The organism is Actinomyces weissii (assembly GCF_016598775.1).
In the GTDB taxonomy this organism is placed as follows: Bacteria; Actinomycetota; Actinomycetes; order Actinomycetales; family Actinomycetaceae; genus Actinomyces; species Actinomyces weissii.
In genome coordinates this window covers 1,343,659-1,358,170 of record NZ_CP066802.1, presented here as the reverse complement: position 1 = coordinate 1,358,170, position 14,512 = coordinate 1,343,659, and the positions used below count along the sequence as shown (strand labels likewise).

Genomic DNA, 14,512 nt, shown 5'->3' with positions numbered 1-14,512 from the left:
GTACTTGATACAGCACTGAGACCTGGCGGGGCCTGCAAGCAGAAGCAGGCCCCGCACCAGCAGAAAGGCACCCGCCACGCTGGCCTTCCCTGGGAGCAGGGAGGCACGGCCTGGCGGGTGCCTGCTTGGTGGTACCTCCGGTGGGACTCGAACCCACAACACTCCGATTTTGAGTCGGATGCCTCTGCCAATTGGGCTACGGAGGCTCTTTGGACGACGAAGGTCGGCCGCGAACGCCTCAGAGCATACTAGGCTGCTCCCGTGAGCAACGAATCCGCGCCAAAGAAGCGCCGCGTACTCGTCGCCGAGGACGAGACCCTTATCCGCCTCGACATTGTCGAGACCCTGACCGACGCCGGTTACGAAGTCGTGGCTGAGGCCGCTGACGGTGAAGAGGCCGTGCGCCTGGTGGCCGAGCACGAGCCGGACCTGTGCGTCATGGACGTGAAGATGCCCGTCATGGACGGCATCACCGCGGCCGAACGCATCCTGGCTGACCACTCCTGCGCCGTGGTCATGCTGACCGCCTTCTCCCAGAAGGAGCTGGTGGAGCGGGCTAGCGCCGCCGGGGCCATGGCCTACGTCGTCAAGCCCTTCACCCCGGCGGACCTGGTGCCGGCCCTGGAGATCGCCTACTCCCGCCACGAGGAGCTCATCTCCCTGGAGAACGAGATCTCTGACCTCACCGAGCGCTTCGAGACCCGCAAGCGCGTGGACCGCGCCAAGGGCCTGCTCATGGAGAAGATGGGCCTGAGCGAGCCCGAGTCCTTCCGCTGGCTGCAGAAGACCTCCATGAACCGGCGCCTGACCATGCGCGAGGTCGCCGACGCGGTGATCGAGCAGGTGGGTGGGGGCTCCAAGCCCGCCAAGGTCAAGGACAGCGCCGAGGACTGAGCCCGGCAGCGCGGTCCGCCGTCGGCGCCTGCCGGGCCGCCGCCTGCCGGGCGGTCTCCGCTGCCGCTCAGACGCGCTGCGGCTCAGACGAACAGGCTGCGCAGCGTCCCCGTGGCGCTCAGACGGCCCTGCTCGTCCACCACGTCTACCGCGTACAGGGCGGAGCGCCGACCCAGGTGCCGGGGCACCGCGGTCGCCGTCACCAGGCCCCGGCGCACGGGGCGCAGGTGCGAGACAGCCAGCTCGGCCCCCACCGGCACCGTGCCCGCCGGGGCCGCCTCCCGGGCCGCCACGGAGGCCGCCGTCTCGATCAGCGCCGCACTGGCCCCACCGTGCAGGATCCCCACCACCTGCAGCGCGCCCGCTACCGGCATGCGCACCACCGTGCGCTGGGCGCCGCGCTCCAGCACCTCCATACGCAGGGTCTCCATGAGGGTGCCCGCCTCCGCCTCCGCCCAGCGCGGGGCGGTGCCAGGGGGTAGGGCAGGCGTGGGGGGCTGCTCAGTGCTGCTCATACCCGTAGGCTGTCACGGTGAGCCAGACGAGTACCAGCCCGGAGACCGCCCCCAACAGCGACGACGCCCAGGAGCCGCGCCGGCTGCTGCTCATCGACGGCCACTCCATGGCCTTCCGCGCCTTCTACGCCCTGCCCGTGGAGAGCTTCACCACCTCCAACGGCCAGGCCACCAACGCGGTGCACGGCTTCACCTCCATGTTCCTGTCCCTGCTGGACAGCGAGTCCCCCACCCACGTGGCCGTGGCCTTCGACCTGCCCGGTGGCACCTTCCGCACTGAGGAGTACCCCGAGTACAAGGGCACCCGGGACGAGACCCCCGAGCCCTTCGTGGGGCAGGTGGAGCTGATCCAGGACGTGCTGGAGGCCATGGGGGTGCGCACGGTCACGGCCAGCGGCTACGAGGCCGACGACGTCCTGGCCACCCTGGCACGCTCCGCGCAGGCGGAGGGCATGGAGGTCCTGCTCTGCTCCGGGGACCGCGACACCTTCCAGCTGGTCACCGACGGCTGCACCGTCCTGTACCCGGTCAAGGGTGTCTCCACCCTGCGCCGCATGACCCCGGCGGAGGTGGAGGCGCGCTACGGCGTCACCCCAGAGCGCTACCCGCACCTGGCGGCCTTGGTGGGGGAGAGCAGCGACAACCTGCCGGGCGTGCCCGGGGTCGGACCCAAGACCGCGGCCAAGTGGATCGCCCAGTACGACGGGCTGGACGGCGTGCTGGCCAGCGCCCCGAGCATCAAGGGCAAGGCGGGGGAGAACCTGCGCGCCCACCTGGAGGAGGTGCGCCGCAACCGGCGCCTGAACGCCCTGGTCAGCGACCTGGACCTGGGCATCGACCCGGCAGCCGACCTGGCCTCCGGGGGCGCTGACCGCCAGCGCCTCCAGGAGGTCTTTGAGCGCCTGGAGTTCCGCACCCTGGCGGAGCGGGCGGGCCGGGTCCTGAGCTTCACGGACCTGGCCGACCACGCCCAGGACGCCGGGGCGGACGAGGACCTGGGTGCCCAGCTGGCCGCTCTCACGGTCACCGTGCTGGGGGCGGGGACCGCGGCAGGCTCCCTGCGCGGCTGGTTGCAGGAGCGGCTGGGCTGGCAGGGCCCTGGCAGCGGCCCCCGGCTGCTGGGCCTGGAGACCCTGGGACCAGCCCACCCCGGGGCGGCCGACACCACGCTGCTGGCCCTCAGCGACGGCTCCCAGGCGCTCGTGCTGGACCCCAGTGACCTGTCCCCGCAGGACGACGCCGCCCTGGCGGAGCTGCTAGCAGCCCCCACCCCGGAGAAGGTGGTCACTGACGCCAAGGCCGCCTGGCACCGGCTGCGCGGGCGCGGCTGGGACCTGGACCTCAGTGGCTTTGACCCCGCCCTGGCCGGGTACCTGTGCCGCCCCGAGCAGCGCAAGTACGACGTCGTCACCCTGGCGCAGCGCTGGCTGGGTGTGGACCTGGAGTCCCTGGAGGCTCAGGGGGGCACGGCCCAGGCCGGGCAGCAGGCGGCCTTCGACCTGGACTCCTTGGAGGAGGCCGTATCCGGGGAGCAGCTGGCCTGCGCCCGCCGCGCCGCCGTGCAGTCGGCACTGCGGCAGGCCCTGCGCCAGGAGATGGACCGCCGGGCGGCCCAGGACCTCTTCCCCCTGGAGACGCAGGTGGCCGCCGTGCTCGTGCAGATGGAGGACGCGGGCATCGCCGTCGACGAGCAGGTGCTGGCCCTGCGGGAGACGGAGCTGGACGCGCGGGTCAACCACGCCCAGGAGGAGGCCTTCAAGGCGGCCGGGCACGAGCTGAACCTCTCCAGCCCCAAGCAGCTGCAGACGGTCCTGTTCGAGGAGCTGCAGATGCCGCGCACCCGCAGGACCAAGACCGGCTACACCACGGACGCCGGGGCGCTGACCGCCCTGTTCGCCAGGACGGGCCACCCCTTCCTGGAGCACCTGCTGGAGCACCGCGACGCCATCAAGCTGCGCCAGACCGTGGAGGGGCTGCGCAAGGCGGTTCTCCCCGACGGGCGCGTGCACACCACCTTCCAGCAGACCGTGGCCGCCACCGGCCGCCTGTCCTCCACCGACCCGAACCTGCAGAACATCCCGGCGCGCACTGAGGAGGGCATGCGGATCCGGGAGGCCTTCACCACCGGCGCGGGCTACGAGTGCCTGATGACCGCCGACTACTCGCAGATCGAGATGCGCATCATGGCGCACCTGTCCGGGGACGAGGCACTGATCGGGGCCTTCAACTCCGGGGAGGACCTGCACCGCTACGTGGCCGCCCTGGTCCACGAGATCGACGTCGAGCATGTCACCGCCGAGCAGCGCAGCCACATCAAGGCCATGAGCTACGGCCTGGTCTACGGCCTGTCCGCCTACGGCCTGTCCAAGCAGCTGGGCATCTCGACGGCGGAGGCCACCTCCCTGCAGGAGCGGTACTTCGAGCGCTTCGGGCGGGTCAAGGGCTACCTGGACGCGGTGGTCGAGCAGGCCCGGGCGGACGGCTTCACCCAGACGATGCTGGGACGGCGCCGCTACCTGCCGGAGCTGGGCTCCGACAACCGTCAGCTGCGGGAGACGGCGGAGCGGGCCGCCCTGAACGCCCCGGTCCAGGGCAGTGCGGCCGACATCATGAAGGTGGCCATGGTCCGGGTGCGTGACGCCCTGCGGCAGGCCGCCCCGGGCAGCCGCCTGCTGCTGCAGATCCACGACGAGCTCATGGTGGAGGTGGCCCCGGGTGAGGCCGCGGCGGTGGAGACGGTGCTGCGGGAGCAGATGGGCGGGGCGGTGCAGCTGTCGGTGCCCCTGGAGGTGTCCGTGGGACGGGGGCACAGCTGGCGGGAGGCTGCGCACTGAGGGCGCGGCGGGACGGGGAACAGGGCTGTGGCGGGGTCCGTATACGCTCTCGTGACCTATCGCACGTGCCGGTAGCCGGAAACTTGGGGTTGTCAACCAGTTCCTTACTGGCCCTGGCCTGATAGAGTCGCCACGTGCGTCTGTGCGCGTCCACTGGGTGCGCACCGCCAGGCGGGACCAGTCCGGGCTGGGCTGCCAGGGCGGAGGCGCACGGATCCTGTCCACCCGACCCATCTGTCCGCATTCGGAGCAACCACTCAATGACCACCACCACGCCCAGCACGCCGAGCATCGACCCGGTAGCCGTAAACGACATCGGCTCTCCCGAGGAGATCCTCGCGGCCGTCGACGAGACCATCAAGTACTTCGATGATGGTGACATCGTCGAGGGCACCGTCGTAAAGGTCGACCACGATGAGGTCCTCCTCGACATCGGCTACAAGACCGAGGGCGTGATCCTCGCTCGTGAGCTGTCCATCAAGCACGACGTCGACCCGGACGAGATCGTCTCCCTCGGTGACGAGATCGAGGCCCTTGTCCTCCAGAAGGAGGACAAGGAGGGCCGCCTGCTCCTGAGCAAGAAGCGGGCTCAGTACGAGCGCGCCTGGGGCACCATCGAGCGTGTCAAGGAGGAGGACGGCGTCGTCACCGGCGCGGTCATCGAGGTCGTCAAGGGCGGCCTCATCCTGGACATCGGCCTGCGCGGCTTCCTGCCCGCCTCCCTGGTGGAGATGCGCCGCGTGCGCGACCTGCAGCCCTACGTGGGCCGCGAGCTCGAGGCCAAGATCATCGAGCTGGACAAGAACCGCAACAACGTGGTCCTGTCCCGCCGCGCCTTCCTGGAGCAGACCCAGTCCGAGGTCCGCACCAACTTCCTGCAGACCCTGCAGAAGGGCCAGGTGCGCTCCGGTGTGGTGTCCTCCATCGTCAACTTCGGTGCCTTCGTGGACCTGGGTGGCGTGGACGGCCTGGTGCACGTCTCCGAGTTGTCCTGGAAGCACATCGACCACCCCTCCGAGGTCGTCGAGGTGGGCCAGGAGGTCACCGTCGAGGTGCTCGACGTGGACTTCGACCGCGAGCGTGTCTCCCTGTCGCTCAAGGCGACCCAGGAGGACCCGTGGCAGGCCTTCGCCCGCACCCACGCCATCGGCCAGGTCGTGCCCGGCAAGGTCACCAAGCTGGTCCCCTTCGGTGCCTTCGTCCGCGTGGAGGACGGCATCGAGGGCCTGGTGCACATCTCCGAGCTGGCCCAGCGCCACGTGGAGGTGCCCGAGCAGGTCGCCAAGGTCGGCGACGAGGTCTTCGTCAAGGTCATCGACATCGACCTGGAGCGTCGTCGTATCTCCCTGTCCCTCAAGCAGGCCAACGAGGGCGTGGACCCGGCCTCCGAGGACTTCGACCCCTCCCTGTACGGTATGGCGGCCGAGTACGACGAGCAGGGCAACTACAAGTACCCCGAGGGCTTCGACCCGGAGACCAACGAGTGGCTGGAGGGCTTCGAGGCCCAGCGCGAGGCCTGGGAGGCGGAGTACGCCGCTGCCCACGCCCGCTGGGAAGCCCACAAGGCCCAGGTCGCCAAGGCCCTGGAGGAGGACGTCGAGACCGGCGAGCCCGCTGCGGCCCCGCAGACCTCCTACTCCTCCGCGGCTCCCGAGGCATCCGGCACCCTCGCCTCCGACGAGGCGCTTGCCGCCCTGCGCGAGAAGCTGACCGGCAACTGACTCCTGTCGGAAGCTGATCGGCAACTGACGCCAGTCATAGCTTGACCGGTAGCCGATATCGGTCAGAAGCTGACCGGCAGCAGGCACAGGTCTGACTAACAGCGGCCCGTCCACCTCCCCGGTGGACGGGCCGCTCTCGCGAGACCGGGACATATGTACCGCGAGACCGGGACATATGGCTCACGAGACCGGTAAGGAGACCCTAAGGTACGGCAGTTCTTGCACATTTCCGTGCCCGCACGTCCCTTCTGGCCCCAGCTGCAGCTGGGTGGCAGTGGGGTCCCGCGTAGTGGTGCAGGCACTTGGCGGCTGGTCTGCCTTAGAGGGCGGCCATCGTGTGTTCCGTTGAGAAGGCTTTGTACTTCTTTGCTCGAACGGAGTCATCGCGACCGCTCTTCTTGCTCCGGACCCTGCTGACCTGCTTGCTTAAGCTCTGGTACAGGGGCCGCTAGACGTGACGCGTCACCTGCTGCACGCCTTGTCGGCAGGCTCCCTGTCCCTGTGTCATCCGCAAGCAGGCGCCTTACTTGCGTTCACGACACCGTGCAGCCTGAGGACCGCATAGGGGTCTTGCTTGCAATCCCAGCCTTTCAGGTCTGGCGCGCTGGTTACTGGCACACACGCGGACCCCCGTTGTAGGTGTGACGGCGACGCCGGTGCGCACAGGGCTCCGTCGTCACCAGCATCCTTAAGCCAGAACCGTTGGTAATCCGACGTCCTGTGCATGAGTCAGCACTGTCGTGCGTGCGGTACACGATCGTCTAGACACTAAGGCTTCCACTCAGCCACGTACACCGCGGTTCTCAGCGTATAAGGGGCTGAGGGCTCAAGCCCATGACCAGTATCACCTAAGTGCGGGCCGTTCCTCCGAGCAACTAAGGTCACCCTTACCGGTCTCGTGAGCCATATGTCCCGGTCTCGCGAGAAGGGAGTTGTCCTGTCCGGATTGATGGTAAGCGGCTCGGGGCGTTGGGGAGCGCCCGGTAGCACGACCCCCAGAGGAGGTTCCTTGGGCTGGTGGGAGAATGCCCGTAGACGTGCCGGTAGCACTAGCCTTTGCCTATGAGCAGCAGCGTCCTCAGGCACCGGGCCCGTAACGTCATGGAGGCCGCGCAGCAGCAACGAGCCCTTCTGGTCGGGCTGACCGGCGGAATCGGCTCCGGCAAGACCACTGTGGCCCGGATGCTGGCAGACAAGGGCGCGTTGGTGGTGGACGCCGACGTCGTCGCCCGTCAGGTGCTGGAGCCCGGACAGCCAGCCCTGGAGGAGGTACGGCAGGCATTCGGGACGCAGGTGCTCCAGGAGGACGGCACGCTTGACCGCCACGCCCTGGCCCAGCTGGTGTTCGCTGACACGGCGGCCCGGAGCAGGCTGGAGTCGATCACCCTGCCGCGCGTCGCCCAGGAGGCCTGGCGTCGGCTGGCTCAGGCCCGCCCGGGCCAGGTGGCGGTCTACGACGTCCCGCTGCTGGTGGAGAAGCAGATGCAGTCGCAGTTCGACCTGGTGGTGGTGGTTGAGGCCGGAAAGGAGCAGCGGCTGCAGCGGCTAGCCGCCCGGGGCCTGAGCCGGGAGGACTCCCTGGCACGCATGGCCAGCCAGGCCAGCGACGCCCAGCGGCGGGCGGCCAGTGACGTGGTGCTGCGAAACTCGGCTGGGCTGGAGCGGCTGGGTGAGCAGGTGGAGCGCCTGTGGCGGCAGCTGACTGTGACAGACGGCGAGGCAGTCGTACAACGGGCAGCCAAGCCCATGTGAGGCAGGTGGGTTACGTCCTACCCTGGAGGTAGTGGCTCAAGCCGGGCTGAGCCGGGCAAAGACCCTGAGGAGAATGCATGGTCCCGAAGGCACCGATAACCCTGTACCCGGAGCGCTCGCCACTGCTGATGAGCCGTAGGGCGGCGGTCGCCGCCGCGGTGGTGTCGGGGGCGTCCCTGCTGGTCGGCTGCGGCAGGACCACCCACAGCGACGTGCCCACCCGCCCCACGGGGAGCAGCAAGCCAACGGCACCCAGCGGAGAGCCCTCTCCCTGACCCCCTGCCGCTGGGGCATCGTCCAGAGGGCGTCGCCGGTGAGGGCAGGGCGCCACAGCTACTGACGGCGGTTGCGCGTAGCCTGTCTCCATGCGACCTGTCACCGACCTGCGCCGGGTGGAGAAGCCCTTTGAGGTCATCAGCCCCTACCAGCCCTCCGGGGACCAGCCCACTGCCATCGCCGAGCTGACTCGGCGGCTGCGGGCGGGGGAGAAGGACATCGTCCTGCTGGGGGCCACCGGAACCGGCAAGTCGGCCACCACCGCCTGGCTGGTGGAGCAGGTGCAGCGGCCCACCTTGATCCTGGAGCCGAACAAGACCCTGGCGGCCCAGATGGCAGCGGAGTTCCGCGAGCTGCTGCCGAACAACGCGGTGGAGTACTTCGTCTCCTACTACGACTACTACCAGCCTGAGGCCTACGTGCCCCAGACGGACACCTTCATCGAGAAGGACTCCTCCATCAATGACGAGGTGGAGCGGCTGCGGCACTCGGCCACCAACTCCCTGCTCACCCGCCGCGACGTCGTGGTGGTCGCCTCCGTGTCCTGCATCTACGGCCTGGGCACCCCGCAGGAGTACGTGGACCGTATGACCTCCCTGCAGGTAGGCCAGGAGATCGACCGTGACGAGCTACTGCGCCGCTTCGTGTCCATGCAGTACACCCGCAACGACGTCGACTTCACCCGCGGGACCTTCCGGGTGCGGGGGGACACGATCGAGATCATCCCCATGTACGAGGAGCTGGCAATCCGCATCGAGATGTTCGGTGACGAGATCGAGTCCCTGGCCACCCTGCACCCTGTGACGGGGGACGTTATCGCCTCCACCGACCAGGTCTTCGTGTTCCCGGCCTCGCACTACGTGGCTGGTCCGGAGCGCCTGGAGAAGGCGATCGACGGCATCCAGACGGAGCTGGCCGCCCGGCTGCGGGAGCTGGAGGGCTCCGGCAGGCTGCTGGAGGCGCAGCGTCTGCGTATGCGCACCACCTACGACCTGGAGATGCTCCAGCAGATCGGCAGCTGCGCGGGGGTGGAGAACTACTCCCTGCACATTGACGGACGTGAGCGGGGCACGCCACCGAACACGCTGCTGGACTACTTCCCGGAGGACTTCCTGCTGGTCATCGACGAATCCCACGTGACCGTTCCCCAGATCGGGGCCATGTACGAGGGGGACGCCTCCCGCAAGCGCACCCTGGTGGAGCACGGCTTCCGGCTGCCCAGCGCCCTGGACAACCGGCCCCTGACCTTCACGGAGTTCGAGGAGCGCGTGGGGCAGACCGTCTACCTGTCGGCCACCCCGGGGGACTACGAGACGCAGCGTTCGGACGGCGTCGTCGAGCAGATCATCCGCCCCACCGGCCTGGTGGACCCCCGGATCGTCGTCAAGCCGACCCAGGGGCAGATCGACGACCTGCTGGAGGAGGTGCGCCAGCGGGTGGACAAGGACGAGCGGGTGCTGGTGACCACCCTGACCAAGCGCATGGCTGAGGACCTGACCACCTACCTGGCGGAGCGGGGCGTGCGCGTGGAGTACCTGCACTCTGACGTGGACACCCTGCGCCGGGTGGAGCTGCTGCGCGAGCTCCGGCTGGGGCGCTTCGACGTGCTGGTGGGCATCAACCTGCTGCGGGAGGGCCTGGACCTGCCGGAGGTCTCGCTGGTGTCGATCCTGGACGCCGACAAGGAGGGCTTCCTGCGCTCCACCCGCTCCCTGATCCAGACCATCGGCCGGGCCGCCCGCAACGTCTCGGGCGAGGTGCACATGTACGCGGACAAGCAGACCCCGGCCATGCGGGAGGCGATCGAGGAGACGGAACGACGACGGGCCAAGCAGCTGGCCTACAACGCCGAGCACGGGATCGACCCCCAGCCCCTGCGCAAGAAGATCGCGGACGTCACGGACATGCTGGCCCGCGAGGACGTCGACACCGCAGAGCTGCTGGGCACCGGCTACCGGGGCCACGAGGACACCCGGGTGCGCGCAGGGCGCAGGAAGGCCGCTCAGGCGACGGCGCGTGAGCGCCTGGCTGGCGCTGCCCAGGCCGACCTGGCGGCACTGCTGGAGGAGCTGACCGCGCAGATGCACGCGGCGGCGGAGGACCTGCACTTTGAGCTAGCCGCCCGCCTGCGCGACGAGATCCAGGACCTGAAGAAGGAGCTGCGGGCCATGCGCGCCGCCGACTGACTTGGCCACGGCCACGAGCCGTAGCAGATCCCACAGCCGCAAGCAGGCGCGGGCGCACCGCCGCCCGCGGCCGGGCCGTTAAACTTGCGGCGACATAACACGGAGGGGAGTACTCCCACCAACAGTGACGTCGTCACCACGGCAGGCCGGTCCTGGAACCGGCGCCCGGCGTCGCGGGCCGTAACGGCGAGTGCGTGCTGCACTGTGGTTAGGGCGGGAGGAGACCTCTGGTACCGCCACCCGTACCGGAGGAACAGCTTTGGACGTGCACGCACTGGGATGGATCGCCTTGGCGGCGGTCATCCTCATCATGATCACCGTGGACATCGTCGGCCACGTCAAGACGCCGCACGAGCCCACCATGAAGGAGGCTGCCTGGTGGTCGGTGGCCTATATCGCCATGGCGGTGGTCTTCGGCGGCATAGTCTGGGCCGTCTGGGGCGGTGACTACGGGCAGCAGTACTTCGCGGGCTACGTGACCGAGAAGGCGTTGAGCATTGACAACCTATTCGTCTTCGTGATCCTTATCTCCTCCTTCCGGGTGCCGCGGCGCTACCAGCAGGAGGTGCTGCTAGCGGGCATCATTATCGCCCTGGTGCTGCGCCTGGTGTTCATCCTGGTGGGGGCGGCCCTGATCGAGCGCTTCTCCTGGGTCTTCTACATCTTTGGGGCCTGGCTGCTGTGGACCGCCTTCCAGCAGCTGCTGCAGGGCAAGGAGGAGCCGGAGGAGCACGAGCCGGAGGACTACCAGCCCACCGGCCTGGTGCGCCTGATCGGCAAGGTCGTGCCCATGACTGACGGCTTCGTGGGCGGCAAACTGGTGCACCGCCACGCGGGCCGGACCATGATCACGCCGCTGCTGCTGTGCGTGATCGCGATCGGCTCCGCGGACGTCATGTTCGCCGTCGACTCGATCCCCGCGATCTACTCACTCACGGCGGAGCCCTACCTGGTGTTCGCGGCCAACGCCTTCTCCCTGCTGGGCCTGCGGCAGCTGTACTTCCTGATTGACGGCCTGCTGGACCGCCTGGTCTACCTGCACTACGGGCTGGCGGCGATCCTGGGCTTTATCGGCTTCAAGCTGGTCAACCACGCCCTGCACACCAATGAGGTCAGCTTTATCAACGGCGGTGAGCACTGGGAGCTGCTGCCGGAGCCGGGTATCGGCACGTCCCTGGCCTTTATCCTGTGCGTGATCGTGGTGACGGTGCTGGCCTCGGTGGTGGCCTCGCGCCGCCAGGTGCGCCAGGAGGCCCAGGTGACAGCGGACCACCAGGTCTGACCCGGCCGCCAGGCAGGAGGACCAGGAGGACGCGGGCCGTTGGAGGAGCACAGCAAGCCGGTTGAGGCGCAGCTGCAGGGGCTGAGCCGGGCGCAGGTGGCTGAGCGGGTGGCGCGGGGGCAGACCAATGCCTACAAGGAGCGCACCTCGCGCTCGGCCGCCCAGATTCTGCGGGCCAATGTGCTCACCATCTTCAACGCGATCCTGGGGGTGGCCCTGGTGGTCGTGCTGGTGGTCGGCAACTGGCGGGACGCCCTGTTCGGCTTCGTGCTGCTGCTGAACACCGCCACGGGCACGGTGGCCGAGGTGCGTGCCAAGCGGGCCCTGGACCGGCTGGCCGTGCTGGACGCCCCTAGCGCCTACGTGGTGCGGGAGGGCCAGGAGACGCAGGTGGACGTCGCCGACATCGTGCTCGACGACGTGCTGCGGCTGCGCTCAGGCCAGCAGGTCCCCGCCGACGGGGTGGTGCTGGAGACCTCCGGCCTGGAGGTGGACGAGTCGATCCTCACCGGCGAGTCGGTGGCTGTGCGGCCAGCGGCTGGGGGCCGGGTGATGTCGGGGACCACGGTGACGGCAGGCAGCGCCCTGGTGCGCACGACGGCGGTGGGGGACAGCTCCTACGCGCACCGCCTGGCGCGGGAGGCCCGACGCTACTCGGTGGTCACCTCCGAGCTGCAGCAGGGCACCAACCGGGTGCTGGGCTGGATCTCCTGGGTGATCGTGCCGGTGGCCCTGCTGCTGGTGTGGTCCCAGATGCGCCAGCTGGGCGGGGTGCAGCAGGCGCTGGCCGGTGACCAGTGGCGGGTGGCTCTGGTGGCGGGGGTGGCCGGGGTGGTGGGCATGGTGCCCCAGGGCCTGGTGCTGCTGACCTCGGTGAACTTCGCGACCGCCTCCATGAAGCTGGCCCGCCAGCGGGTGCTGGTACAGGAGCTGCCGGCGGTCGAGGTGCTGGCCCGGGTGGACACGCTGTGCCTGGACAAGACCGGCACGATCACCACCGGTGGCATCACCTTGTCGGAGGTGCTGCCGCTGGCGGCTGACGGGAGTCCCTGCTCGGCCGAGGGCGCGGATGGCTCCGTGCCTGGGGAGGTGGTGGAGGCCCTGGCCGCCCTGGCTGGCGGGGAGGCGCGTAACGCCACCGCGGAGGCTATCGGGGAGGCGCTGGCGGCGGGACGGCTGGGGGAGGCGGGCCGCACGGCCGCGCCCCAGCCGGAGCAGAGCGTGCCTTTCTCCTCCGCCCGCAAGTGGTCGGCGGTGCGCGTCGACGGCGTGACCTGGGTGCTGGGGGCGCCCGAGATCGTGCTGGGGGCGGCGGAGGGGCAGGCCGCGGCCCGCTGCCTGGAGGCGGTGCAGCAGATCGCTGACGGCGGGGTGCGCGTGGTGGGCCTGGCCCGCTCCGCGCAGGACTGCCGCCAGCCGGAGGCGGGGGAGGCCGAGTTACCGCCAGCCCTGTGCCCGGCGGCCCTGGTGGTGCTCACCGAGCAGGTCCGCCCCGACGCCTCCCAGACCCTGGCCTACTTCCGGGAGCAGGGGGTGCGGGCGAAGGTCATCTCCGGTGACAACCCCACCACCGTGGCCGCCGTCGCCCGCCGCGCGGGCCTGACCCGGGAGGACGGGGAGCCGCTGGTGGCGCTGGACGCCCGCGAGCTGCCAGCGGACGAGTCCGACCCGCAGGCGGCTGCCGCCCTGGCCCAGGCCATTGAGGACGCTGACGTGCTGGGGCGGGTCACCCCCGAGCAGAAGCGGGCCTTTGTGCGGGTGCTCAAGGCCGGGGGCCACGTGGTGGCGATGACGGGTGACGGCGTGAACGACGCCCTGGCCCTTAAGGACGCCGACCTGGGCATCGCCATGGGCAACGGCGCCCCGGCGACCAAGGCGGTGGCCCGCCTGGTGCTCCTGAACGGTGAGTTCTCCGCGCTGCCCGGGGTGGTGGCTGAGGGGCGCCGGGTCATGGCGAATACGGAGCGGATCGCCTCCCTGTTCCTGTCCAAGACGGTCTACGCGAGCCTGATCGCGGTGGTGGTGTCGATCACGGCTATCGCCTACCCGTTCCTGCCGCGCCAGCTGACCATTGTGTCCTCCCTGACGATCGGCGTGCCCGCCTTCGTGCTGGCCCTGGCGCCCTCAAGGCGGCGCTACCAGGAGGGCTTCCTGGCGCGGGTGCTCAGCCTGGCGGTGCCTGCGGGGCTGCTGGCGGGGACCTGCACCCTGGCGGCGCACACCTGGCTGGTGTGGTCCGGTGTGGACGGCACCCAGGTGACCACGGGCTCGACCCTGGTGCTGGTGGCCTGCGGGCTGGCCCTGCTGACCCTGACCGCCCGGCCCCTGCTGGGCTGGCGCCTGGGCCTGATCCTGCTCATGGGGGTGCTGGCGGTCCTGGGGGTCCTGGTGCCGCAGGCCCGCGACTTCTTCAGCCTGGCCTGGCCCACGGAGCCCACCTGGCTCATCGTGGGGACCATGACCGGCTGCGCTCTGACGGGCATGGGGCTGGTCTCCCTGGTGCAGGGGCGCGTGGAGGCCTGGCTGGGTCTGCGCGTCGGGGACCAGGATGACGCCGCGGCCTCACCCGTGGTCCCGGCTGCCCCGGGCGCCTAGAGGCTGGTCCGGCCGCTCGCCCGGCAGGGCCAGGCGCCCACCGTCGGCCCCGTAGGAGCAGGTCCAGACGGCTGCGGCAGGGCTGCTGAGACGCCTAAAGAAGGTGTGGGGCCGGTCAGCAGCTGACCGGCCCCACCATGGCTCTCGCAGACCTGGCTCAGGCGAGCAGGCCGATAACCGGGTTCCACTCCCGCGGCGTGCGCTCGGCGATGAACCCGGCCTGGTTGAAGGGGTCGTCCTCCAGCAGGGCGAGCGCACCGGCGGCGTCGTCGGCACGCACCACGATCAGGGCGTCATGGGTGCCCACGTAGGGGCCGGCCGCCAGCAGCCTGCCCTGCTTGGCCAGCTCCCCGTTGAAGGCGCGGTGGCTGGGGCGCACCTCCGCCATGGCCTCGTCCTGGTCGGTCACGTAGCGGTACTCGACCGCGAAGATCTTGCTCATGGGCCCAGCGTATCG

10 protein-coding genes and 1 tRNA gene are annotated in these 14,512 nt (G+C 69.8%); 8 read left to right on the top strand and 3 right to left on the bottom strand.

Translation table 11 applies throughout. The annotated features are described in order from the left end of the window. Window positions 1-129: 129 nt before the first annotated feature. A tRNA-Leu gene (locus JG540_RS05590) sits at window positions 130-206 on the bottom strand. Window positions 207-261: 55 nt separating this feature from the next. Here JG540_RS05590 and JG540_RS05585 point away from each other — a divergent pair. Further along, entirely contained in the window at window positions 262-894 is a 633-nt protein-coding gene (locus JG540_RS05585; RefSeq protein WP_200274684.1) for an ANTAR domain-containing response regulator, read from the top strand. A gap of 83 nt (window positions 895-977) precedes the next feature. On the opposite strand, the gene JG540_RS05580 is transcribed toward JG540_RS05585, so the two are convergent. After that, complete coding sequence (locus JG540_RS05580) at window positions 978-1,409, bottom strand: hotdog fold thioesterase (protein ID WP_200274683.1); 432 nt, start codon at window positions 1,407-1,409, stop codon at window positions 978-980. Between the two features lie 17 nt (window positions 1,410-1,426). On the opposite strand from JG540_RS05580, the gene polA reads away from it, so the two are divergent. The 7 genes from polA to JG540_RS05545 all read left to right on the top strand — a co-directional run bounded on the left by polA (window position 1,427) and on the right by JG540_RS05545 (window position 14,055). Then, entirely contained in the window at window positions 1,427-4,243 is a 2,817-nt protein-coding gene (polA, locus tag JG540_RS05575) for a DNA polymerase I (protein ID WP_200274682.1), read from the top strand. A gap of 260 nt (window positions 4,244-4,503) precedes the next feature. Then, window positions 4,504-5,964 carry a 30S ribosomal protein S1 gene (rpsA, locus tag JG540_RS05570; RefSeq protein WP_200274681.1) on the top strand — a complete coding sequence of 487 codons (1,461 nt, stop codon included), beginning with the start codon at window positions 4,504-4,506 and terminating at the stop codon, window positions 5,962-5,964. Window positions 5,965-7,026: 1,062 nt separating this feature from the next. Continuing rightward, entirely contained in the window at window positions 7,027-7,716 is a 690-nt protein-coding gene (coaE, locus tag JG540_RS05565) for a dephospho-CoA kinase (RefSeq protein WP_234042691.1), read from the top strand. A gap of 77 nt (window positions 7,717-7,793) precedes the next feature. Continuing rightward, window positions 7,794-7,991, top strand: a complete 198-nt coding sequence (locus tag JG540_RS05560) for a hypothetical protein (protein WP_200274680.1) — start codon at window positions 7,794-7,796, stop codon at window positions 7,989-7,991. Window positions 7,992-8,081: 90 nt separating this feature from the next. Next, a complete protein-coding gene (gene uvrB, locus JG540_RS05555; protein ID WP_200274679.1) occupies window positions 8,082-10,178 on the top strand; it encodes an excinuclease ABC subunit UvrB in 2,097 nt (698 codons plus the stop codon). 259 nt (window positions 10,179-10,437) lie between these two features. Beyond that, window positions 10,438-11,460, top strand: a complete 1,023-nt coding sequence (locus JG540_RS05550; protein WP_200274678.1) for a TerC family protein — start codon at window positions 10,438-10,440, stop codon at window positions 11,458-11,460. 39 nt (window positions 11,461-11,499) lie between these two features. After that, a complete protein-coding gene (locus tag JG540_RS05545) occupies window positions 11,500-14,055 on the top strand; it encodes an HAD-IC family P-type ATPase (protein WP_200274677.1) in 2,556 nt (851 codons plus the stop codon). Between the two features lie 157 nt (window positions 14,056-14,212). Here JG540_RS05545 and JG540_RS05540 read toward each other — a convergent pair whose 3' ends face one another. After that, window positions 14,213-14,497, bottom strand: a complete 285-nt coding sequence (locus JG540_RS05540; RefSeq protein ID WP_200274676.1) for a YciI family protein — start codon at window positions 14,495-14,497, stop codon at window positions 14,213-14,215. Between the last annotated feature and the right edge of the window lie 15 nt (window positions 14,498-14,512).

What these genes read in the sequence shown, in the direction of transcription:
- JG540_RS05580 (WP_200274683.1), bottom strand. Translation starts at nt 1,409, where the DNA reads ATGAGCAGCACTGAGCAGCCCCCCACGCCTGCCCTACCCCCTGGCACC.
- rpsA (WP_200274681.1), top strand. Translation starts at nt 4,504, where the DNA reads ATGACCACCACCACGCCCAGCACGCCGAGCATCGACCCGGTAGCCGTA.
- coaE (WP_234042691.1), top strand. Translation starts at nt 7,027, where the DNA reads ATGAGCAGCAGCGTCCTCAGGCACCGGGCCCGTAACGTCATGGAGGCC.
- JG540_RS05560 (WP_200274680.1), top strand. Translation starts at nt 7,794, where the DNA reads ATGGTCCCGAAGGCACCGATAACCCTGTACCCGGAGCGCTCGCCACTG.
- uvrB (WP_200274679.1), top strand. Translation starts at nt 8,082, where the DNA reads ATGCGACCTGTCACCGACCTGCGCCGGGTGGAGAAGCCCTTTGAGGTC.
- JG540_RS05540 (WP_200274676.1), bottom strand. Translation starts at nt 14,497, where the DNA reads ATGAGCAAGATCTTCGCGGTCGAGTACCGCTACGTGACCGACCAGGAC.